Annotated in this window: 18 protein-coding genes, 5 tRNA genes and 1 other RNA gene; 7 read left to right on the top strand and 17 right to left on the bottom strand. The window is 38.7% G+C overall.

Annotated elements, in window-relative coordinates; genetic code table 11:
• Positions 1–69 precede the first annotated feature (69 nt).
• Genes CEF19_RS15075 through CEF19_RS15060 form a run of 4 tightly spaced genes read right to left on the bottom strand, consistent with a single transcriptional unit; the run spans position 70 to position 6,646 of the window.
• Positions 70–753, bottom strand: a complete 684-nt coding sequence (locus CEF19_RS15075) for a hypothetical protein (protein ID WP_100406805.1) — start codon at positions 751–753, stop codon at positions 70–72.
• The gene (locus CEF19_RS15070; protein WP_100406804.1) at positions 716–3,124 is read right to left on the bottom strand and encodes a sugar phosphate nucleotidyltransferase; all 2,409 of its coding nucleotides are present in this window, start codon (positions 3,122–3,124) and stop codon (positions 716–718) included. Before CEF19_RS15070 ends, CEF19_RS15075 begins: the two co-directional genes overlap by 38 nt.
• 15 nt (positions 3,125–3,139) lie before the next feature.
• The gene (locus CEF19_RS15065) at positions 3,140–5,920 is read right to left on the bottom strand and encodes a 1,4-alpha-glucan branching protein domain-containing protein (protein ID WP_100406803.1); all 2,781 of its coding nucleotides are present in this window, start codon (positions 5,918–5,920) and stop codon (positions 3,140–3,142) included.
• A 12-nt stretch (positions 5,921–5,932) separates the two neighbouring features.
• Positions 5,933–6,646, bottom strand: a complete 714-nt coding sequence (locus CEF19_RS15060; protein WP_227521998.1) for a DUF4912 domain-containing protein — start codon at positions 6,644–6,646, stop codon at positions 5,933–5,935.
• A 355-nt stretch (positions 6,647–7,001) separates the two neighbouring features.
• On the opposite strand from CEF19_RS15060, the gene CEF19_RS15055 reads away from it, so the two are divergent.
• Positions 7,002–7,382 (top strand): hypothetical protein, encoded by a 381-nt coding sequence (locus tag CEF19_RS15055; protein WP_100406802.1) that lies wholly within the window; start codon positions 7,002–7,004, stop codon positions 7,380–7,382.
• Positions 7,379–7,849 (top strand): hypothetical protein, encoded by a 471-nt coding sequence (locus CEF19_RS15050; protein WP_100406801.1) that lies wholly within the window; start codon positions 7,379–7,381, stop codon positions 7,847–7,849. Before CEF19_RS15055 ends, CEF19_RS15050 begins: the two co-directional genes overlap by 4 nt.
• A gap of 65 nt (positions 7,850–7,914) precedes the next feature.
• Here the strand turns inward: CEF19_RS15050 and CEF19_RS15045 are convergent, their stop codons facing one another.
• The 4 genes from CEF19_RS15045 to CEF19_RS15030 form a co-directional block, all read right to left on the bottom strand.
• Positions 7,915–10,008: a peptidoglycan D,D-transpeptidase FtsI family protein gene (locus CEF19_RS15045; protein WP_100406800.1), complete on the bottom strand. Its 2,094-nt coding sequence runs from the start codon at positions 10,006–10,008 to the stop codon at positions 7,915–7,917.
• Between the two features lie 65 nt (positions 10,009–10,073).
• Positions 10,074–10,257: non-coding RNA, 6S RNA (gene ssrS / locus CEF19_RS15040), on the bottom strand.
• Positions 10,258–10,328: 71 nt separating this feature from the next.
• Positions 10,329–11,621, bottom strand: coding sequence for an MFS transporter (locus tag CEF19_RS15035; RefSeq protein ID WP_100406799.1), 1,293 nt, complete (start codon positions 11,619–11,621; stop codon positions 10,329–10,331).
• A gap of 109 nt (positions 11,622–11,730) precedes the next feature.
• Entirely contained in the window at positions 11,731–12,339 is a 609-nt protein-coding gene (locus CEF19_RS15030; RefSeq protein WP_100406798.1) for a superoxide dismutase, read from the bottom strand.
• Between the two features lie 281 nt (positions 12,340–12,620).
• On the opposite strand from CEF19_RS15030, the gene CEF19_RS15025 reads away from it, so the two are divergent.
• The gene (locus CEF19_RS15025) at positions 12,621–13,433 is read left to right on the top strand and encodes an undecaprenyl-diphosphate phosphatase (protein ID WP_100406797.1); all 813 of its coding nucleotides are present in this window, start codon (positions 12,621–12,623) and stop codon (positions 13,431–13,433) included.
• Positions 13,434–13,717: 284 nt separating this feature from the next.
• On the opposite strand, the gene CEF19_RS15020 is transcribed toward CEF19_RS15025, so the two are convergent.
• The 6 genes from CEF19_RS15020 to CEF19_RS14995 all read right to left on the bottom strand — a co-directional run bounded on the left by CEF19_RS15020 (position 13,718) and on the right by CEF19_RS14995 (position 16,126).
• Positions 13,718–13,810 (bottom strand) — tRNA-Ser (locus CEF19_RS15020).
• Positions 13,811–13,823: 13 nt separating this feature from the next.
• Positions 13,824–13,900: transfer RNA gene (locus tag CEF19_RS15015), tRNA-Ile, on the bottom strand.
• A 5-nt stretch (positions 13,901–13,905) separates the two neighbouring features.
• Positions 13,906–13,981 (bottom strand) — tRNA-His (locus CEF19_RS15010).
• A 20-nt stretch (positions 13,982–14,001) separates the two neighbouring features.
• Positions 14,002–14,075, bottom strand: a tRNA-Met gene (locus CEF19_RS15005).
• Positions 14,076–14,085: 10 nt separating this feature from the next.
• A tRNA-Asn gene (locus CEF19_RS15000) sits at positions 14,086–14,160 on the bottom strand.
• A gap of 340 nt (positions 14,161–14,500) precedes the next feature.
• The gene (locus CEF19_RS14995) at positions 14,501–16,126 is read right to left on the bottom strand and encodes a Na/Pi cotransporter family protein (RefSeq protein WP_100406796.1); all 1,626 of its coding nucleotides are present in this window, start codon (positions 16,124–16,126) and stop codon (positions 14,501–14,503) included.
• A gap of 207 nt (positions 16,127–16,333) precedes the next feature.
• Between CEF19_RS14995 and CEF19_RS14990 the strand changes: the two genes are divergently transcribed.
• Positions 16,334–17,113: a DUF1189 domain-containing protein gene (locus tag CEF19_RS14990; protein ID WP_157800969.1), complete on the top strand. Its 780-nt coding sequence runs from the start codon at positions 16,334–16,336 to the stop codon at positions 17,111–17,113.
• Positions 17,114–17,117: 4 nt separating this feature from the next.
• Here the strand turns inward: CEF19_RS14990 and CEF19_RS14985 are convergent, their stop codons facing one another.
• Together CEF19_RS14985 and CEF19_RS14980 are read right to left on the bottom strand one after the other, a co-directional pair.
• The gene (locus CEF19_RS14985) at positions 17,118–17,753 is read right to left on the bottom strand and encodes an NfeD family protein (protein WP_100406794.1); all 636 of its coding nucleotides are present in this window, start codon (positions 17,751–17,753) and stop codon (positions 17,118–17,120) included.
• Positions 17,754–18,022: 269 nt separating this feature from the next.
• Positions 18,023–18,901 (bottom strand): DUF1002 domain-containing protein, encoded by an 879-nt coding sequence (locus CEF19_RS14980; RefSeq protein ID WP_100406793.1) that lies wholly within the window; start codon positions 18,899–18,901, stop codon positions 18,023–18,025.
• Between the two features lie 364 nt (positions 18,902–19,265).
• Between CEF19_RS14980 and CEF19_RS14975 the strand changes: the two genes are divergently transcribed.
• Positions 19,266–19,628, top strand: coding sequence for a hypothetical protein (locus CEF19_RS14975; RefSeq protein WP_100406792.1), 363 nt, complete (start codon positions 19,266–19,268; stop codon positions 19,626–19,628).
• A gap of 106 nt (positions 19,629–19,734) precedes the next feature.
• A complete protein-coding gene (gene ispG, locus CEF19_RS14970) occupies positions 19,735–20,838 on the top strand; it encodes a flavodoxin-dependent (E)-4-hydroxy-3-methylbut-2-enyl-diphosphate synthase (protein ID WP_100406791.1) in 1,104 nt (367 codons plus the stop codon).
• Between the two features lie 45 nt (positions 20,839–20,883).
• Here ispG and CEF19_RS14965 read toward each other — a convergent pair whose 3' ends face one another.
• Positions 20,884–21,345 carry a DUF4190 domain-containing protein gene (locus CEF19_RS14965; protein WP_100406790.1) on the bottom strand — a complete coding sequence of 154 codons (462 nt, stop codon included), beginning with the start codon at positions 21,343–21,345 and terminating at the stop codon, positions 20,884–20,886.
• Between the two features lie 160 nt (positions 21,346–21,505).
• On the opposite strand from CEF19_RS14965, the gene CEF19_RS14960 reads away from it, so the two are divergent.
• The gene (locus CEF19_RS14960; protein ID WP_100406789.1) at positions 21,506–22,087 is read left to right on the top strand and encodes a 5' nucleotidase, NT5C type; all 582 of its coding nucleotides are present in this window, start codon (positions 21,506–21,508) and stop codon (positions 22,085–22,087) included.
• Positions 22,088–22,096: the final 9 nt, after the last annotated feature.

The following is a 22,096-nucleotide window of genomic DNA, read 5'->3' as shown; positions in this document are numbered from 1 at the left end:
CTTGAATATGATAGCAAATCTTTGAGCACGAATCAAGTGTTATTTCTTTACAGAACAATAGTTCTTCTGTTATTTTCTATATTGCTCCATTAGTTGTGAATGTTGCTGTTGCAGTTTGTCTAATGATTTATGTGAAAGCGCCCACATCATTCCTTGATCTTCCTCCCAAGCATTTAGCGATGTTTGTAACGTAAACACACTTTCTGACGATTTTGAAGCAAGTGGTAATACAGCGAGCGTTCCTTTAAACTGGTTCCAAACCAAATGTGGATCCCCTGCCGCAAATTGCCTCTGCTTCTCATCTCCAAGCATACCTGACACTAAGACAAATTCACGATTAACATGGTGAATGAGACACTTAGTAGTTGGTGAATAAAACGTCATTTGCTCGCTAAATTTTTTAGTAAGTCCATGCTGATAAAATACGACACGGACGTCTCTTTTACTATTGGACTGGTTTTTCAGGATGATTTTTCGTAAGCGGTCATTTTCATCTGACGATTTCTGGTCAAAAATAGTTAGATGGAGATTACTTTGTAAGTGGTATGCAAGGCTCATTGTCATATGCTCATTCTCGAAATAGGCTGGATAGAGTGCCCAATCCTTCTCACTTAACCATGAAAATACCCCATCTAACCACACACCGATGTTTGAGAACATTAGCTGATTTCCTGCATAGAAGGATAGCTTAATATCTGTCCCTTCCAAATCCCTCTTATTGTTTAAATCTGTTAATTTGTTCGACATATTCATTTGCAAGTTCCTTTGCTTGTATTTCTTCTTTAGCTTGGGCGTAGATTGTAAAGGTTGGTTGATCCTGATCGGGTACAATGAATGTCCATCCCCCTTCCTGGTGTCTTATTTTCATGCCATCGATTAATTCAACTTCTTTTCCCGTGAAACTTTCCATTAATTTTCGCATGACCACCCCTTTTTTCTCGGTTCTACACGCAACTTCTTCCTTATACATAATCTCAGTAGGAAGCTTTTGCAGTTGGTCAGAGAGTTTTTCTCGTTCTGCCGTTAACAAATCTAACACATGGGTTAATGCATAAAGAGAATCATATAAATACATCTGGACAGTTTCTTCGGCTTCCATCATCGCTCTTGCTGTTCCTTTTGTTCGAATCAACTCCGTATCAAAGCTAACGGCCATTTCCTCAAGCGATGGGCCACCAAATAAAGGAATAGCGATTTGTTTTTTTGTTCCTTGTCGTAATTGCATGTACACATAAAGTGAAAGCTGTTCCTCTTCTGTAACAATCTCACCTTGTTCAGTAATTAAAGTCATGAATTCCCCTGTTTCCCCGATAATCATACCAATGTCGGCATCACTCTTTTTTACCTGCTGTCTAAACTTCTCTACACCAAATGGAGGAGCAACGGTCACATGACATCCTAATTTTTGTAATATTGAGGTAACCACTGCCTGTTCCTGAGCTTTCTCAGTATGTAGTAAAACATTCCATGAACGCTTTGAAATTTGTTCAACATTGACTGTTTTAAGTAATTCATTAAAATAGGATTGTTCATACGTTGTGAGTAGGCTATAACTACCTACATAGTCAAATGCAACTCGACGGAAAGATGAAAATGCAATAGACTGATCTAGTTCCCGGTGAGTAGATGAAGAAATAGGCAGACCTGCTTCATCATAGAACTCAATAATTGCCTGCTTATTTTGTTTACGTTTTGACATTCGTACATAAATCCCACCGTTCACTGCTTCCTTTTCTAGAGCATAGCGTAATACAGGAAGCATTGTCTCTCCTAAATCAACCACATGGATGCCTGTTGCTTGAAGGCTTTGCGCTACACTGATTTTCAATAATCTCGAAAATGGATGATTATCGCCAGCTAGAAAAACCGTGTCTTTTGGTTTAAGTAACGATCCAAATCCGGCCCCAAGCTTTGTTGCTTGCTCAGGTGTCATCTCAATGTTTGCCACGCCAATTGCTCGATGCCCTTTTAGATGGGGTTGACCTCCAGTCGGTTCATTCCATACAACAGACTGATGAATAATAGTTTCTCCTTTAATCACTTTATGAGGCCAAAGCTTAATACTAGGTTGAATCGAGGCTTCTTCTCCAATTGTACAATGATGTCCTATCACTGCATCCTCATATACCATTGACTTCATCCCAAATGTGACATCATGGCACACTGTCGCCCCGCGTAGCTCACTATCATCGCCCACATAGGCACTATTCCATAAAACAGAACGTTTTAGTGAAGCACGATTTGATATAGTCGAGTCTCCACCAACAACAGTATGAGGACCTATTCTAGCTCCTTGGCGTATAATCGAATGATTGCCTATCGAAACCGGTCCCTCAACAATGACCCCATCTTCAATTACCACATGCTCCCCTACCCAGACGCCAGGACTTATTTCAGTGCCGCCAATATCCGCCTTTACCTCACGATTTAATATATCGAGTTGCGCTTGACGATATTGGGTCAAGTTTCCGATATCAGACCAATATCCCATTGCTGAAAATCCGTACAAGCAACCTTGTTTTTCTAAGAGTTTTGGAAAAACATCTTTACTAAAATCAGTTGCCACATCTTTATTAATAAAAGAGAAAACTTCAGGATTCATTATATAAATGCCGGTATTTACCGTATCACTAAATACTTCGCTCCAACTTGGTTTCTCAAGAAAACGAATGATTTCTTCTTCTTCATTTGTCATAATCACACCAAACTCAAGTGGACATTCTACTTTTTTCATAAAAATTGTCACAAGACTATTTTTTTGTTGATGGAATTTAATCCCCTCTGATAAATCAAAATCAGTTAGTGCATCACCACTTACAACAATAAAGGGTTCGTCTAAAAAGTCTTCAGCCTGTTTGACGCTTCCAGCTGTACCTAAAGGGGTGTCCTCTTCAAAATAATGAAGCTTCACACCAAAGTCGCTACCATCCCCAAAATAATCACGAATTGCATCTGGCAAGTATTGTACCGTTACTGCAATCTCAGTTATACCATGCTTCTTTAATAGATCAATGCTATATTCCATTACTGGTTTTTGTACAAGTGGGACCATTGGTTTTGGTAACTGACATGTTAACGGACGCAGACGAGTTCCTTTTCCACCAGCCATTATGACACCTTTCATATTTAAATCCTCCCCTTATTTTAAAGTTGTCACTAATTGTTTATCTAAACAAACATCTAGGACTTTTTCTGTTTTTTGTGCAATCGATTTCCAATCAAACTTCGTACTAACATCACGATAACCTTGTGTCGCAAGTCCTTCGCGAATAATGGGATAATTGTATAAATACATGAGTTGCGTGATGAGACTCTCAGCATCACCGGGGTACATTTTTAATCCGTTTTCTCCATGCTCTATAATATCTGCTAATCCACCAGTGTCAGAGACGACCGTTGGTTTTCCCGCTGCCATCCCCTCTAAAGCTACAATTCCAAATGGCTCATATAAGCTCGGGAAAATAACAACATCACAACGAGCAAACCATTCATTTCGTTCATCATCTGAGATAAAGCCTAGGAATTGAACGAAGTCTTCTAAACCTCTCTCGGAAACTTGATGTCGATATTCCTCAAGCATTGGACCTTTTCCAGCAATAACAAACTCCACCTGCCCTTGCATCTCACGTATTTTATCTGCCGCATCAATAACGCTTTGATAACCTTTTTCTTTTACAATTCGACCAACCGAAAAAACCGTAAACTTCTGGTTCGTTGGGAAATCAGTGATTCTTTTAGGGCGGATTAGTTCAAAATCTACACCATTTGGAATGACAGTCACCTTGTCTCCTGGTAAATCAAAAATCATTTCAACTTCCTTCTTCATAAATTCACTACAAACGATGACTTGATTCGCCTCGTAGGTCAGTTCCCATTCCTTTCGACTTATCTCATGCTGCATATCCGTATGAATGCCCTGATTACGCCCATGTTCTGTTGCATGAATGGTTGCTACTAACGGAAGTTTCAATTCGTGTTTGAGTGACTTGGCAGCTACGCTTACAAGCCAATCATGTGCATGAATCACATCAAAGGCATATTTTCTTGTGATTTGTTTACCATGTCTTACCATTGCGAAGTTCAAGCTAGCGACCCAGTCAAAGAAACTGTTAGCTTCGGGTTGAAGCCCCTTAACTCGATGAACATGCACGCCTTGATTAATTTCATAGTCAGGATATCCCTGAATATGAGCAGTAATCACATGAACCTCATTACCTTTATCAACCAACGATCGAGATAAATCGTAGACATGTCTTGCTAACCCTCCTACGATCATCGGTGGGTATTCCCAGCTCAACATTAAAATGCGGCGTTGATGCGGTCTATCTGATATTACCTTACGTTCTAGTACATAACGGTCATGGTTAGAGATAAATACTGTTTCATCTACATCCTCTAAAAATGGAAAATCTTCCTCCATCTTCGACACCCATTTTTCATCGATATTCTCTTCAAACAGCATCTGCTTTAATTCATCGAATCGATGGATATGGGTTCGAAAGCGTTCATCTGCATACTGTGCTGCACTTTGCCCATCAAGAATAAATGCCCAATCACTACTTACAGCTAACATCCACTCTCTCACCATTTGCTTGATAATTCGGTGTTCTATTTCGGTTGGGTTATGTTTTACTGCTGTTGTTTGTGCAAGATCTTGCTCCAATCGGTGTAAATGACGGTACAGATAATCATTACGATCATTGAGCCAAACCTCGCCATACCCATCCCTTCCCCATGTCGAAAACGAAAGATGACTTGTATCAAAGTCTTGATAATGGCGATGTAAATATTCTTCTGGACTCACAAATTTCACTAATTCTTTTCCTTGAGTAAGCACAGCTTGAATCCAGTCCGGTCCCTCAAACCACCAATGACCAAATAACTCCGCATCAAACGGCGTGACCATTAAATAAGGAGGGAAACACTGGTCTCCATGTTGCTCAATTTGCTGATTAATGGATTCAATAAAGTGTGAGGCATGTGAATGAACCTTTCCGAGCGCCCAATCCCTTACATAACCTGCTTTTTCCTCTGTTGAACCGGTAATGCGATGATATTTCAGTCCGGTATCTACTCGTATGCCCTCGGGATGGACAAAAGATTTGATTTCTTCCCACTCACGTTCATAAGCAATATCACGATAAAACTCACGGTAATCAACATCTCCAGGATAACCAAGCGTTGAACTCCACACTTTACTAGATAAATCTGTATGACGCGGAAACATTAATAGCCCATGAGGAGAGTAAACCGGAGCCCCGCTACCTTTAGTCGGTGTTGGATCTGCAGTTAAGATGGAATGCTCATCAACAAACGTGTAACGAATACCTTCTTCAATTAAAATCCGGTCTAAGCCCGGTGCCATAGCGCATTCTGGCAACCAAAACCCAAGTGGTTTGAAGCCGAAATGCCTTTCAAAGGATCGAACGCCTTCCCTGATTTGTGAACGTATGGCTGCTTTTGTTTTAACATATGGGAGGAACGCATGGGTTGCAGCAGATGTCATCAACGTCACTAAGCCTTGCTCCGATAATGATTTGTAAGCAGTGATCAGATTATAGTTCCATTCAATAAACGTTGTGCGAATCTTCTGATATCGTTTTGTGTAAAATAAGACTAAATCTTGAGTTGCAGGATCAGATTCCCGCTCCGCCTCCTGCTTTAAGAGCTCTTGGGTTGTATCTAAATAGTCACAATACCTTTCTTGTAAGGTCTCATCTGCAAGCATTTCCATTAAAGGAGGAGAAAACGATATCGTTACAGCCCCTTTTACAGCTGCAGCTTCGAGCGACCATATTAAAGGTATATAAGTTTCGGTCATAGCTTCAAATAGCCAACGTTCCTCAAGACGATTTTCCTCACTATGCCGAACATAAGGTAAATGAGCGTGAAGAACGATTGAATAATACCCTTCTTTCAAAATACATCCCTCCTATTTTATCGATTCATAATATGAATATGTACTAAAATGTTCAAGCCAATCCGGATTGTGTTGATAACCCTCTTGCCAATGATGAACAGCCTCCACATGTAGTCCTTTACTTCCATCTATCTTTCGAGGCGTATCAATAGCGTTCGATCGAAGTAATGCTAAATACGTTCCATGAGTTGACAATACCCCAAGCTCAACAATATATGTTCGGTTCGGCTCTAGTTGATGAAAATGCCAATTATTCGTCATTTCGGGAAGTTTCACTTCAATAAAACGGTGTTCATTATGACCATTAAAATCTCTCATCGTTACATCAAAAAGTTTCAGTAGTTTAGGCATCTCAGACCAAGGTTTATGACAATGATATTCTGCCATTTTTTTCGTACTATCTTCTACTTCCCAGCATGCGAATAAACTACTTGGTCCTTCTGCAAGCAATGTGATTTCATCATAATTATAAACAGGGGGCAATGCCTCCTTTTGATAAGTAGAGGAAATCTCATTTATCAGTTCCTTTGTTTTAGCCTGGTGTGAGAATGGCTGTTCTTCATCTATTTCTTGTAAGTATTTTAAATATCGATACTGTACCTTACCGACCGTTGACTCAATTTCTTTGGCTATCTTCCGAAATGAATATCCTTTTTCGCGTAGCTCGATGATTTGCTCTAGCAAATCCCCACCTCCGTCTCTATCTTTTTTTACTAGTTTAATCATACATCCCCATTTTCAAAGGAACAAGAAGGGGAAAATGTCTTAATTTGTCACGCGACTACTAGAACACGGTAAACAGAAACATAAAAAATATTTCGTCCTTTTTCGCTATCATTTCGTGTCCAAGAAACATGTCATATTCTGCAGAATCGACGAGAGTAAAAGACGTCTCGCACATTTCAAACAAAAAGTGTCGAAAATTCTAAATGGATTTCCATTTCGTTTCTTCTCCATTGATGTGTATAATATAAGAAATCATAAAAAATGCTAGAAATGGTTAAGTTGATTAAAAAGGTGAGGATTTTCAACTTTTTGAGAACAACTCTATAACCCTACTAGACAAGAAGGAAGGGTTTTAATGATTGAATGGACACTAATCATTCTGATATCTGTAGCAATTCTTTTGTTTATATTATCTATCTTTCAGAAAGATCGAACAAAGGAAGTCGAACGTCAGATGGAGAATTTTTCAATAACTCTTATGCAAGAAATCTATCAATTAAAAAAGAAAATACGAATACTTGAAGAAGAATTACTAATTGGTCATCAACCGCTCCCAAAATCATCACATTCACGATCAACTACAAAGCAACAACTTCTCGAAGATGTGGTACGACTCTACAATGAGGACTTTACTATTGAGGAGATTGCACTAAAAACAACCCTTACTACGATGGAAGTAGAAGGATTACTCGAGCCTTATCTTGGTGAAGAACCGGAGAGGGGGCCTTATACATGAGTCAAAGCGGTCTTAGAGGCTTAGCAAGTGGTATTCTTATTACCACTGTGATTTGTGGTAGTGCCCTTTATTTTGATGAAGCGCCTGTTTCAGAGAGTCTATCATCTGCTGAAATGATTATTGAACTTGAGAATATAGGATACAGCGTGAAGATAGAGAAAGAAGATAGCGTGGAACAGGAAGAGCTAATAGAAGAACCTGTCGTTGAAACTCCCGAGATAGAAGAAGATTTACCTGATAATGTTCAAGCTGAGACCGTAACCGTCTATACCATGGTTCTAACAGTAACATCAGGAATGACCAGTACAAATGTGGCACACCAACTCATGCAAGGTCATATTATCACATCTGAAGAAGAGTTTCTCGACTATATTCAAACCACAAACCGCTCTCAATCAATTCGTACCGGTGAGTTTATTCTTCGCAGCGATATGAGTATTCAGGAAATAGCGGAAATTATTTCCTAAGCATATTCCTTAAAAACAAGTAAAAAGCAGACAATCCTCTATATTGGATTGTCTGCTTTTCTATTTTAGTTAATGCTCTCTTGTTTCGAGGCATCTTTTTTAGTTTTCGGTCCCTCTCGTTGCTCCTTAAGTTCGAAATAAGCCCGAAGCATCGCTTGGCTGACATTTCTAGAGAAATTTCCATTCGCCCCTGAAGCAGAGTCTCTTTTTGCATAAGGCATAACAACAGCAAACGACACTTCTGGGTTATTATACGGAGCATATCCGACGAGTGTTTGGGTATTTCCATCAACAAAGCGACGATTTTCACCCTCGCCGACAGCGACCCGTACTTGCGCAGTGCCTGTTTTCCCAGCAGGCTGATAAGGTTCATTGCCAAATGTTCCACTCGCTGTTCCATTTGTCATCACACCTCTTAACCCATCTTTCACTCGGTTAATCTGCGCCTCACTCATATCAATCCGATTTAGTATCGTTGGTTCAAAACGTTGAATAACAGCCCCTGGCTCTTCTTTATTCGACGTAGGTTCTCGAATCTCTTTAACGAGTCTCGGTTGCATTCGATAGCCGCCATTGGCAATGGTCGATATATACTGGGCTAATTGCAACGGAGTATACGTATCAAATTGCCCAATAAATAAATCAAGTAAATTACCTGCGCGCTGAATACCGCCGCTTAATCCAGAAGATGCTGATGGGAGGTCAATTCCTGTGTCTGCTCCTAATCCAAATTGGCTAAAATAATAACGAGCTTCCTCATAAGCCTTTTCAATTGTAGCAGCATTCCAACAACATTGACTTGAATAATTGTATCCAGCCATTCTCATCGCAATTTCAAACATGTAGACATTGGATGACACTTCTAACGCCTTTTTATCATCAAGTAAACCGTGATTCCGGAATGATTTCTTCTCAGGAGTTCCTGGCAACCTAATTGGACGGTCATTAAATCTAGTATAGGGACTAGTAACACCTGTTTGAAATCCTGTTAATACCGAAGCCGCTTTGACCGAAGAACCCATTTCAAATGCTTTATTAATATTGCCAATATGATCATCATATTGACTTCGCTCTATATTTGCCGGATCCCAATAACCAGCCATTGCTAAAATATCCCCAGTTCTAGGATCCATCATAATTGCGTAGGCTTGTCGATCTTTAATAAATGCATTTGGAGAATTTTTCATTTCTTCCTGCAGGATAGCTTCTAATTTCTGCTGTAATTCCATATCAATCGTGAGAATTAAATCATTTCCTCTTCGGCCAAGTTGTTCTTGTACTGATTTGTTTATCGTTTGAGCCCCACTTAACGTTGTTATACTTTCAACGATTGCCTTTTGGCCTCTCAGTACATCCTCATATTGTAGCTCAAGAAAGCTTATGCCAACCGAATCTGAGCGGTCATATCCCCTTGAAAGATAGTAATCTAGCTTTTCTCGAGGAATAGAACCATTTGAACCAAATACGCTTCGCAAAGAATTTCCATAGACATAACTTCTCCGTGAATCTCTTAAAATATCAACACCAGGAAGACTATCTAAATTTTCACTAAGTACATGAGCTTCTTCCTGAGTAATACCCCGTTTAATTCGTTGAGGTACATGTGCATACCCCCGCGCCATTTCCCGGTAAATTGCAAGCACTTTAATATCCTCTTCTGTTAATTCGGCCAAGTGCTCCTCTGTAATTCTTTTAATCTCTAATTGATATTGCTCTGAACTCTCTAGTTGACTTCGTTCCTCTTTCGTTACTAAAGCGTATTTTACCTCAAGTGGTTGCTGGAGAAGCCAAAAATCCTTTTTATCACGTTCAGTCACTTCAGCGGTATCAACGTCAATTAACGTTACTAAATCTTTAGCTATCTCAAGAAGGAGTTCCGGCCGTGTTCTTTGAGAAGGATTTGTATAGGTAACAGATAGTTCTAATTCATTATCAACAATAATATTATTGTATTTATCATAAATTAATCCCCGGGGTGCATCAATCCTTGCCGTAGTGTTGCTTGTCCGTTCAAGGTCTTTTACAAATTCTTCCCCTTGAACAATTTGCACCATACCGAGTCTAAGTATTAGCGCCGAAAACAAAATAAAGATGGCAAAAAACAACACATTTAATCGTAATGGAACATGTCTCTTTTTTTTCTGTTTATCTCTCCCCATGTTACTTTGCGCTCCTTTTGTAGACAAGACAATAGACACCTCATTTAGGTGTCTATTAACATGTATGTATACCCGCGCATGCCGTTGCTTCAGTTGTTTCATGAACCTACTCTAAGTAGGTGGGTGCTCGCAGAACATCATCCAACTTCCAGTACAGATGCTGGCTTGCTGTCCGATTTTCAATATAAAGCTCCCTGAAAAAATGCAAGGTTCGAAACAAGGTGAAGCTCACAAACACGCCAGGCACTTTGCTGTTTGTAGAGATTATTATAGCATAATATAGACGAATATCACAAGGAAATCCCGACCAATTAAAGCCACTATACAGAGGTTCCACCTGAATCGCCCTCTCCCTTTTTTTGCCTTGCAAACATATAGCCTTCTTTTTCATCATCGTCTTTAAAACGTACTTTTCGTACAAAGAAGTAAATCATAGTATGTCCTGCTCCTAAGATAAGTAAAAGTATGGGTATCGCCTTGTCTTCAGGAAAAATGAGAATGGTACCAATAAAAGCAAGGACAGAAATAATTCTTCCTGAGTTTAGAAAAAGTTCTCGAACAACAATATATTCAATTCGCATTTCTGCCGCCTTCCACCCTTTTCCTATCACATCATAGGTAAGTGAAACATAAGGAACGAGTAACATAGGGTAAGCAATGGAGACAACGATTCCGTATAGAATGAGACGTGTAAAGGTTAAATCAAATACAATGAGGAATATTGCAGCATAAACTAATAATCCACCAGTTAAGATCATGCGCTTCCGGAATTGTGATTTAATTAATCTTGTCACAAAATAATACGTGATAAACTGAACCGCAGAGGCTACTAACCCATACGTACCAATTGCCAGCTCACTTCCTGTTGCAATATAAACCCAAACAACGATAACAAAGACAAAGGTCCCTTCTCTAAGCCCTTGAAAAAAATGAGCGTATAAAATTCTTTTCCAATTCTCATTTTTCTTTCTTTCTTGGAATATTCTCCTAAAGTAGAACTGCCCCTCTGCCGGACGGCGTTTTAGCATAAAGCTGATTAGTACTGCAGCCACGAACAAGACTAAGGATATCGTGAAAATAACTGTATACCCCGTAAATTTTTCCATCCGAGTAATGATAACCCCGGAAAGAATGGGTCCTATCATTCCAGCAAATGACGTTAAAAGGCCTAAAAAACCATTAAAAAAATCTCGTGTATCTGGTTCGGTAATTTCAAATGTCAATACATTAAAAGCTAACCAATAAAACCCAAAGCCAGTACCAATTAATGCCCCTAGGATAATTAAATATTCATTCGCTTGATCACCTAAAAATAGAACAGTCGAAAAAAAGATAGCCAGAGAAATAACCCCTGCCCTAAGAACAATGACCCGGTCCACCTTTTTGGCGATTTTTCCCGCGCATATAAACGCAATCGGTTGTAAGAAAACGGAGGCTAAATTATATAAGGCAAGATCAATAAATTCTCCTGATTGCTTCCATAAGTAAACATTTACGAAAGTATTAGATAACGCAATACTTAATGCGTAAAGCCCACCTATGATAAGCAATAATTTTAAATCCCTTGTTACTTCTATGTCTCCAATCACTTTATTCAGTAATGACTTTTTCACCGACTCCACCACCCTTAGTAGGTAGTGTGTCTCGTGCAAGCATGGTTATACAAGAAAAAGAACTAAGCGACATTCGCTTAGTTCTTTTTAAAAAAAGTTTTATGCACATTTATTTTGCTTCATTAAAACGTTTTGCAACTTCATCCCAGTTTACAACATTCCAGAAAGCATTAATGTAATCAGGGCGACGGTTTTGATAGTTAAGATAATATGCATGCTCCCATACATCTAAGCCAAGGATTGGTGTTTTACCTTCCATTAGAGGCGTATCTTGATTTGGAGTACTAGTGATAGCAAGTTTTCCACCATCAACAATTAACCAAGCCCAGCCTGAACCAAAACGAGTTACGCCCGCTTCGGCAAACTTTTCTTTAAACGCTTCTAAGCCACCAAATTCAGCGTCAATTGCTGCAGCTAAATCACCAGTTGGAGCCCCGCCACCATTCGGGCTTAATAATTGCCAGAATAGTGCATGATTCGCGTGTCCACCACCATTATTACGTACAGCTCCACGAATATTTTCTGGAACTGCATCTAAGTTGCTAACAAGCTCTTCGATGCTTTTGCTAGCCAAATCAGCATGACCTTCTAATGCTGCATTTAGTTTCGCGACGTATGTAGCGTGATGCTTTCCGTGATGAATATTCATTGTTTGCTCATCAATATGAGGCTCAAGTGCGTTTGCTGCATAAGGTAATTGCGGTACTTCGTATGCCATGTTAAATCTCCTCCTAAAAATGAATTACAATTTAATTAATAATGGAGTAAACACCCCAAATTTCCACCTGACTTTTGAAACAGAAATGTTTAATAAGTCTTCCAGTTCCTACAATACCAAATTCTTCACATTCTTGCAATGAAAAGCTCTTGAGTAAATTTTTAATTTATAATCTTGTAACATATATAGGCTACCCTATCCTCCCATAAATAAACTGGCATATCGAGAATTCTTGTCCCATAAAATGGACGGAGAGATCACCAGACGGGAGGAATAGTTAAATGAACTGGTTAGAAGCATTGTTTATCGGGTTTATTCAAGGGATTTCAGAATTTTTACCAATTTCGAGCACTGCTCATTTACTCATTTTTGAAAAAGTATTTTCAATAAACATTGGAGAGAACGATTTAACTTTTGAGATTTTTTTACATTTCGCTTCGTTACTTGCTGTTTTATTTTATTTTCGTTATGAACTACTAAAAATCCTTCAAGATTTCATTGCTTATTTATTTAAAAAAAACAAACGTACAAAAGCTAATTTCCGTTTTGGTCTACTGATGATTTTATCAACATTGGTTACACTTATTGTTGGAAAAGGAATTGAAGAAGGTTTGGGAGAAGGCATCCGAAGCACTGCTACAGTTGGAGCCTCGTTAATTATCACTGGGTTATTCTTAATCCTAATGGAGCATGGGGTTCATCTAGGAAAACGTGACGTTGAACAAATGACCTGGAAAGATGGGATCTTGATTGGCTTTGGGCAAGCTCTAGCAGTCATACCTGGAATATCACGGTCAGGGAGCACACTTGTCGCAGCCTTATGGTGTGGCTTAGAAAGAGATACTGCTATTAAGTATTCTTTTCTTTTATCTATACCTGTCATTGGTGGATTAACCTTTTTAAAAATACCTGAGATTTCGTCAAGCTTTCTACAAGCACATGATATTGTCCCATTGATTCTAGCATTTATATCATCATTTATATTTGCTATCGTTGGGATTAAATGGCTTATTTCAATGGTTCAACAGACTAAGCTTAGTCTGTTTGCCATCTACTGTATCGGGCTTGGTGTAATGACTTGGACTTTCCTTTAAATGAGCGCAGACGTCACCTTCTTTTAAGTCCGTTATAATCGGGTTTCTCATAGCGGTGCACGACGATCGGAGCCATTGCCGCTTCCTAGAATCTGCTAAAAGGGACTTTTTCAGTGACCTCCTATTCTCTCTCTTATAGGGGTTACGATCACGGAAAGTGTCGCTCCTTTTTATTCCGCACACACCTTGTTTAGCATTCGCTAAAAAGCATAATTGGATTTCAACCCAATTACAATCAAAAACACAAAAAAAAGACGTTCTACACGTCTTTTGGATAAGTAATATGGAGGAGGAAGAGGGATTCGAACCCCCGCGCGGTTTGACCCGCCTGTCGGTTTTCAAGACCGATCCCTTCAGCCAGACTTGGGTATTCCTCCGATAATATATATATGGTGGACCCTGTAGGACTCGAACCTACGACCGATCGGTTATGAGCCGACTGCTCTAACCAACTGAGCTAAGGGTCCTTAGATGGGGCGACTGATGGGAATTGAACCCACGAATGCCGGAATCACAATCCGGTGCGTTAACCACTTCGCCACAATCGCCATTATAAAGTTAAAGAATATAGCGGCGGAGGGAGTCGAACCCACGACCTCACGGGTATGAACCGTACGCTCTAGCCAGCTGAGCTACACCGCCAAAAAAATTTTGGCTCCACAGGTAGGACTCGAACCTACGACCGATCGGTTAACAGCCGATAGCTCTACCACTGAGCTACTGTGGAATAATAACGACAAGAAATATAATAACATTATATTAATATCTCGTCAATAGTTTTTCTGCAATTTCTTAAACAATTGCTGCATTCATACTTTAACATAGCGAGATTCAATAGACAAGCTGTTTTTCTAAAAAAAGCTGATTAGCAACCTTTTCCACCCTGAATTACTTAAAAAACCACATTTTCATTCTTGAACGACAAAATAAGATAAGAGCCAACTGAAAGAGGTTAGTTTTTAAGGGCACTGAGGAAGGTTGGTTTTACCTTTTTCAGTACCTTCTGGGTTTTCACCTTCCTCAGTTGCCTCGCCTCTATATATCAACTAAGCTTGTACACTTTTCCTTTAGTGGTCTTCCCCAATTACAGCTTCTGCGATATTTACGGAATGGTCACCAATTCGTTCAAGATTACTTACAATGTCAACAAAAACAATTCCAGCAGATCCTGAACACTTCCCTTCGTTTATTCGAAGGATATGCTGCTTTCTTAATTTCCGTTCCATCTTATCAATTAATTCTTCTTTTGCAAGAACAGACTTTGCTTTTTCGATATCGCCGCTATCTAGACATGAAATAGCTTCTCGCAGAGTGGAAATCGTTAAATCAAACATTTCATTCAAATCGTCAAGTGCTCTTTCCGATAAGTTTACTTTATTCGCTTTTTCATAATCCTTTAATTCAACAATATTTTCAATATGATCACCGATTCGTTCGATGTCTCTAACTGTATCAAGAAGCATAGAATGCAGTTTTGAATCTTGTCCAGAGAGTGAATGAGATGAGATTTGGATTAGATACTCTGTAATTTTACGATCTAAATTATTAATTGCATCTTCCAATTGGATGGCCATTTCAGAATGTCTCTTTTGACCATTTATCAAATATTGACTTACCTCAACTAAACCTTTTTCTGAGAAATCAGCCATTCTAAGAACCTCTTGCTTTGCTTGCCCTAATGCAATTGCTGGCGAGCTTCCGATAAACCTTGGGTCAAGATGTTTTGCTTTATATTCAACACTAAACTCTTCACCGGGAACTAATTTTGTCACAATGATAGCCAAAACAGCTACAAATGGAAGCTGAATCACCGTATTGGATACATTGAAAATCCCATGTGCAAATGCTATCGTCATTGGTAAATTTAAATTTAATTGAACTGCTAAGTAACTAATAAAACTCAAGAAAAACGGGAAGATGATTAACACGATAATCGTCCCAATTAAATTAAAGATGACATGCGTTAAAGCTGCTCTCTTTGCAGCTACTGAAGCACCGATTGCGGCTAGGACAGCTGTTATCGTCGTTCCAATATTATCTCCAAATAAAACAGGTAAGGCGGCAGCTAAATCCATAGCGCCTTGGTCGTATAATTGTTGGAGAAGTCCGATAGACGCACTCGAGCTTTGGACTGCTACGGTGAAGAGCGTACCGATTAATACACCTAGTAACGGCGAATCACTCATACTAATTGTTAACTCAATAAAGGATGGTAATTCACGTAAAGGTTTTAGCCCAGTCCCCATAAGCTCTAGTCCATAAAACAAGGCACCAAAGCCAAAAATAACTTGTCCATAATTATTAATTTTCTTGTTTTTAATAAAGAAAATCAATGCCGCACCCACAGCAATAATTGGTAGGGCGTACTTAGATATTTTTATCCCTATAATGAAAGCAGTAACCGTCGTACCAATATTCGCTCCCATTATAACCCCAATTGCTTGCTGTAAAGTCATGAAACCTGCATTAACAAGTCCAATTGTTAGTACCGTTGTCCCTGTACTTGTTTGTAATAATACTGTGACAACTAACCCAGCTAGTACTCCCATAAGAGGATTTGTTGTGAACTTATCCAAAAGATCACGTAATCGTTCGCCTGCTACTTTCTGAAGACCATCTCCCATATATTTAATACCAAAAAGGAAAATCCCTAAGCCTCCGAAAAACATAAACAACAAAGTCTGTAAATCCACAATCTCTCATCCCTTCGTCTTTTAAAGTTAGTCGTTCCCCTTTCGACAAACCTCAACAAATGACACCTTGTCTATTATTAAGCATTCATGAAGTGTTGTAAATAATATTTTAAAAATTTCACACTTTAAATCAATAAACTCCCTTTTATCTTGTTCATGTCCCCTCTATCGATTACAATTAGATGGAGTATATTATCGAGGTGGATCATGACATTTCTTCAATCTTTCCTTAAATCTTTTCATAATTTTCGCTATTTAGCTTCTAGCCGTTTCCAACCAGTTACAAAATCCATTATACACGTACTCGTGTTTGCTCTGATTTCTTGTCTACCATTTATTATTCTTTTAAGCATGACATTAACTGACGGTGTTCGGCAAATGCAAACAATATTAACAAATGACATTCCGTCTTTCTCCTTAAAAAATGGAGCTCTCGAAGTATCAAATTCTTCGGTATATCTAAATGAAGACTTAATTGATGGTGTCTTTATCATTGATCCTCTTAATTCATATAAAGATGAAGAACTATTCCTTAAAGGGGAAGGCATTGTCTTACGTTCGCATGAACTTATTGTCTTTAATTATGGTGTGTCTCAATCCGTTTCTTATTCTCTTCTTGGCGTTCAGGAATTGTCCAAAGATGAATTGTTAACAAAAGTTTCCAACTTACATGGGTTTTTGCCTCTACTATTAATCATAATCGGGGTGTTCATCTATTCCGGACTAACCGGAATAGCTTTTATTAGCATTACAGGTATAGCAACATTAGGACTTCTTCTAAGAGGTCGACGCAAATCTCTTCACTACCGTCATTTATGGTTAATGACAGCTTATTCAGCGACATTGCCTGTTGTTGCATTTTCTTGGGTCGATACGTTTGCTATATCAATACATCCTTTATTTTTAGTCATAGGGGTCTTAACCATGCTCTATTTCGCAATTAGAAGAACTCCGCTTCCAAAACTAAGAAAAAAAAAGGGAAGGTGAGTCTCTACTCACTTTCCCTTCTTTTGACAATAATTCTTGTTCCATCAACAGAAATAACTTCAATTTCAACATTTGCCTCTAACCACTGGCTACCACTTGACGCGCTGTATTGTTTTCCTTCAATTTCTACAGAACCAGTTGGACGGAAAACGCTTAGTGTTCTTCCATGCTTACCAACAAGGCTTCGATACTCATCGTTTAAAGAATTATATCCTAAATCACTTGTCATGCGGTCTTTTAGCGTCATTTTATCCCACATTTTTCTTGAAGGAAACACTCTAAGAAAAAGACTTGCACTAAAACCACCAACTAGAAAGCCCATTGAAACAAGAACACCGTAAATAACATTAGGTGAGGGTAAAGCCAGACCTGCAATCATTAACACAACACCTAGTAATGCTACAGTCCCCTCTGTAATAACTTTTCCATCAATCACGATTAGTAGTAAGCCGAGAATATATAGAATTACTACCCATAAACCGACATCGCCTGATAAATGATAAGAGAAATACAGTGCCATAATAAGCGTTCCAAGTAATGCAAAAAGTCCTTTTGCCCTTACTAACAATTCCCCAAACAAAAAAAGGGTACCTAGAAACACAACAATAAATCCAATGCTTGGTGAATCAAGCCAACTCATAAGACATTCCTCCTCTTTTTACTATACGATTATTTCCTGTCTTTGTTTCAAAAATGATTGAAAAGAACTAAATTACATAACCTACCTTTACGGAGGTGTATGATTATGACTAACAAGAAACTTAAAAAGCGAAAAAAAGCATTTCCGTTGAAACCAAGTTCTTCCGTCCAAGCTTACGTAACTCGGGCTACATATGTAAAAGAAGTCTAGTCGCTTTTGCTAACTCCTCAACGAGAAATAGAGAGGGTCACCCCTCTCCTCCAAGTTTTTTACGATTTAAAAAAATTAGCAATTGAATCAATAAAACTATTCAGAACATCAAGTAGCGTTCGAATAAAGGATTGTGTATCTTCTCTATTTAGAAACTCCCCTAAATTATCACGTACTTTAGTGATTTGTTCTTGCACTTGATTCCAGTCAATATTCATATCTTTCATTCGCATAAAAAGAGAAGTTAATCCATTTAATTCTTCCTCGGTTAGAGTAATCCCTAGTTCTCCTGCTATGCGTTGGATTAACTCCCTTAAATCTGCTTCCGATTCAACAGGATTCTTAGCAATTTCTTCCTTTATCCGATTCATTAGCTCTGTCGCCTGCTCGACGCCAATATTATCCGCTAATTCTCCCGTTTTCACCATTTCTTCATTCGCAATTTGTTTTTGCTCTTCAGGTATCTCAATTTCCGTTGCAATTTCATAGGCCTTTATTAGACCAGTTAGCCCCGCTGTTCCTGAGACGCTAGAGGGTGCAGTCACATAAATATCTGCATCCTCGACACCTGCCGTTACAAGAGCGTTAGCGTACATTCCTTCAGATACCCAGTCAATATTATTCGTTTCTACATTTAAGCCAGAACCGGGCTCAGTGATGGTAATCTTTGTTGACGAAAGGGCATTAGTCCCAATCCGAGAACCACTTATATAATTTCCTAAGTATTGATGTTCTTCTTCGTTCGAAACAGAAATAATTTGAACACCCTCCGCAGAGACATTCATCTCCTTTAATAAATCCTGTTTCTGTTCCTCAGTTAAATTTTCTCCTAAAGTGACAATAACATCACCAGGGGCTGCGTCGGCCATCACTAAGGATGGAATAAGTAATGCAAATACAAATAAAAGCATAAAAGCCTTTGTCCATAAACTTTTCATTATCATCGACTCCTTTTTTTTGCAGTCATTGGAAGACTACATTAAAACACACTTGTTTGTAAAACATATTCAAAAAATGAAAAAACCTCCCCTTTTTTGAACAAACACTAATATAACGAATGTTCTCCTTATTAGGAAACACATTTTACAATAAAAATAAAAGAGGCAATCGTCTTATTTATTAACTTTAATTTGGTTGAAGAGTTACAGCAAGTATAACACCTATAATGTATTGGTTAAACTTGTCTCTTCATATTATTCACGTTTTTATAGAATATGTTTTGTCTTTTTTTTAAAACTTGTCATATTTGTCCAAATAACACATATACTTTTAATGGAAACTCGACACAGAGGAGGAATAGAATTGAAGCGTATAGGTCTTTTTCTCATTGTTCTTATTATTTTATATAGTACTTATTATGATTTAACAATTGGCACTTTACCCAATGGGTTAACTAAACAAGCCCAAGCTATTAATGAGGAGACGGAAGTTAAAAATCAGAAATTGGACAATAACATTGACCCGAATACACTGGTTCATAACGATCCTTATCAAGAAGTTGTAGTCGAACCAGGCTATACGGTCCTGTCAATCGTGGAACATTTACATCAAGGACCAATTTCTCCTTCTATCCAAGAAATTATGTATGATTTTGAACAACTTAACCCTGGAACGAAAGCAGATTCACTACAAATTGGGAAAACATACTTGTTTCCAATTTATTAATAGATTAAGTTTATTCTTGCCAAACAAAAGGTGAGGTTGATAAAATGAAGTCGTACCTCAGTCAAGACGAAGCCAGATGACTTCGTATTAAAGGAGCGATTGGTCAATGACCGAATTAACACATCGTACAAAGACAAGACCTGTCAAGGTTGGTAATTTGACGATTGGTGGGAACAATGAAGTTGTTGTACAAAGTATGACAACAACAAAAACACATGACGTTGAAGCAACTGTCGCAGAAATAAAACGACTTGAAGAAGCTGGATGCCAAATTGTTCGTGTAGCCTGCCCGGATATGCGCGCAGCAGAAGCCATCTCAGCCATTAAAGCTCAAATTTCTATACCTCTCGTAGTCGATATTCATTTTGATTACAAACTCGCATTAAAAGCTATAGAGGGTGGTGCCGACAAAATTCGGATTAACCCTGGGAACATTGGTAAACGTCATAAGGTTGAAGCTGTTGTAAAAGCAGCAAAAGCAAAAGGTATCCCTATCCGTATCGGGGTTAATGCGGGCTCTTTAGAAAAGCGCATATTAGAAAAGTATGGTTATCCGACTGCCGATGGAATGGTTGAAAGCGCGCTTCACCATATTAGTATTCTTGAGGAATTAGACTTTCATGATATTATTGTCTCCATGAAAGCCTCAGATGTTAACTTAGCGATTGAAGCCTATGAGAAAGCCGCTAAAGCATTTGATTATCCGTTGCACCTCGGTATTACAGAATCCGGAACTCTCTTTGCAGGTACGATTAAAAGTGCTGCAGGGCTTGGAGCTATCTTAAATATGGGGATTGGAAATACGGTTCGAATTTCATTAAGTGCAGATCCAGTCGAGGAGATAAAAGTTGCGCGTGAATTATTAAAATCCTTTGGACTTGCTGCTAATGCCGCTACATTAATTTCTTGTCCAACCTGTGGACGAATTGAAATTGATTTAATAAGCATTGCGAATGAAATTGAAGATTATATTTCCACAATAAAAGCACCGATTAAAGTAGCTGTTCTTGGTTGTGCTGTTAACGGACCCGGAGAAGCTAGAGAAGCCGATATTGGAATTGCTGGAGCCCGCGGTGAAGGCTTACTGTTTAGAAAAGGTGAGATTGTTCGTAAGGTTCCTGAAGAAATTATGGTTGAAGAGTTGAAAAAGGAGATTGACATCATTGCTGAAGAGCATTTTCAGAAGCAGCGTGAATTGGAAAAAGCATAAGCCATAGGCTTATGCTTTTTCTTTTTTTGCTCCCCTCTCATTCCGTTAAAAGAACGGTGAGAAAAAGACGGTCATGAGTATCGAAATTGCCCCAATTCCAATCGCCCAGTTTCCGAGCGCGGTGGCACCATAACGACGTGATACAAAGCCTACGACAATCCCAGCAGCTCCTAGAAGTACTGGTAAGAAAAACAAGGATAAAATTGATAGAACAAGGGAAAATGTTCCGATACCACGCCCCGCTGTCACATTATCCTCATTCATTGCACTTGTTTCACGTTCTTCCACTTGGGTATCGAATGGGCGTGCCGCATTCAATCCATTAACAGAGGCATACTCAGCAGCTGTTTCCTCTTGGAAAGCAGCTTCATCAGAGTTAACTTCTTCTGTGTTAAGTCTTGTGTTTACATCACCATTATCAACATGTGTGTCCACAAAGGTTAGAGAACGATCTTCATCGTCAACTAACCGAATGGGTTCTTTGTTCGGATCTCGGTCATCTGCCATACGAATCCCTCACTTTCTTTTGTTTCGGGGAGCAGTAATAGTATGAAGCAAAATACGAATTTTATAGGAGTCAATGTTTTCTTGTTTAGGAAACAGCCTAGACCTAACATCTATTTTCCTGTATTGTAGAAGGTATGATTTTAACATCAGAGGTGAAGATATGTCTGTTAGAAAACGATTTGGCTTAGATATCGATGGAACAGTGACAGATCCTAATACATTTGTTCCACACTTAAATAAGCATTTCAAGCGTACGTTAACATTAGAAGATTTAACTGAATATGATTTAACCTCTGTATTGAACATTACAGAGGTTGAATTCTGGGATTGGATGGGAAAGTATGAAGGGATGATTTATGAACAGGCTGAACTAGCCCCCTTCGCTGAGGCAATCTTACACGATTGGAAGAAGCAACACGATTTAATATACATTACAGCTCGAAGAGAGCATCACGCAGAACGAACAAAGAACTGGTTTGCATCTAAACAGCTACCCTTTCAACACATTGAGTTAGTCGGAAAACATGATAAACTCGAGGCAGTTCGCACGCATAATATTGATATATTCTTTGAGGACAAACATGATAATGCCGTCGCAATTGCAGAGGAATTTAATATTCCGGTTATTTTAATGGATACCCCATACAATCGTCTACCAGCTCCAAACAATGTGATACGTTCATATAGTTGGAAAGAAGCAAAGGCTTGGGTTGATCAATGGATGATGGAAACAACGTCTTAATATAGAAAG

This window comes from Bacillus solitudinis (assembly GCF_002797395.1).
Taxonomy (GTDB): Bacteria; Bacillota; Bacilli; order Bacillales; family Bacillaceae_D; genus Halalkalibacter_A; species Halalkalibacter_A solitudinis.
The sequence above is the reverse complement of the archived record's forward strand: the minus strand, read 5'-3'. Positions and strand labels throughout refer to the sequence as shown.

What these genes read in the sequence shown, in the direction of transcription:
- CEF19_RS15075 (WP_100406805.1), bottom strand. Translation starts at nt 753, where the DNA reads ATGAATATGTCGAACAAATTAACAGATTTAAACAATAAGAGGGATTTG.
- CEF19_RS15070 (WP_100406804.1), bottom strand. Translation starts at nt 3,124, where the DNA reads ATGAAAGGTGTCATAATGGCTGGTGGAAAAGGAACTCGTCTGCGTCCG.
- CEF19_RS15060 (WP_227521998.1), bottom strand. Translation starts at nt 6,646, where the DNA reads ATGATTAAACTAGTAAAAAAAGATAGAGACGGAGGTGGGGATTTGCTA.
- CEF19_RS15055 (WP_100406802.1), top strand. Translation starts at nt 7,002, where the DNA reads ATGATTGAATGGACACTAATCATTCTGATATCTGTAGCAATTCTTTTG.
- CEF19_RS15050 (WP_100406801.1), top strand. Translation starts at nt 7,379, where the DNA reads ATGAGTCAAAGCGGTCTTAGAGGCTTAGCAAGTGGTATTCTTATTACC.
- CEF19_RS15045 (WP_100406800.1), bottom strand. Translation starts at nt 10,008, where the DNA reads ATGGGGAGAGATAAACAGAAAAAAAAGAGACATGTTCCATTACGATTA.
- CEF19_RS15030 (WP_100406798.1), bottom strand. Translation starts at nt 12,339, where the DNA reads ATGGCATACGAAGTACCGCAATTACCTTATGCAGCAAACGCACTTGAG.
- CEF19_RS15025 (WP_100406797.1), top strand. Translation starts at nt 12,621, where the DNA reads ATGAACTGGTTAGAAGCATTGTTTATCGGGTTTATTCAAGGGATTTCA.
- CEF19_RS14990 (WP_157800969.1), top strand. Translation starts at nt 16,334, where the DNA reads ATGACATTTCTTCAATCTTTCCTTAAATCTTTTCATAATTTTCGCTAT.
- CEF19_RS14985 (WP_100406794.1), bottom strand. Translation starts at nt 17,753, where the DNA reads ATGAGTTGGCTTGATTCACCAAGCATTGGATTTATTGTTGTGTTTCTA.
- CEF19_RS14980 (WP_100406793.1), bottom strand. Translation starts at nt 18,901, where the DNA reads ATGAAAAGTTTATGGACAAAGGCTTTTATGCTTTTATTTGTATTTGCA.
- ispG (WP_100406791.1), top strand. Translation starts at nt 19,735, where the DNA reads ATGACCGAATTAACACATCGTACAAAGACAAGACCTGTCAAGGTTGGT.
- CEF19_RS14965 (WP_100406790.1), bottom strand. Translation starts at nt 21,345, where the DNA reads ATGGCAGATGACCGAGATCCGAACAAAGAACCCATTCGGTTAGTTGAC.
- CEF19_RS14960 (WP_100406789.1), top strand. Translation starts at nt 21,506, where the DNA reads ATGTCTGTTAGAAAACGATTTGGCTTAGATATCGATGGAACAGTGACA.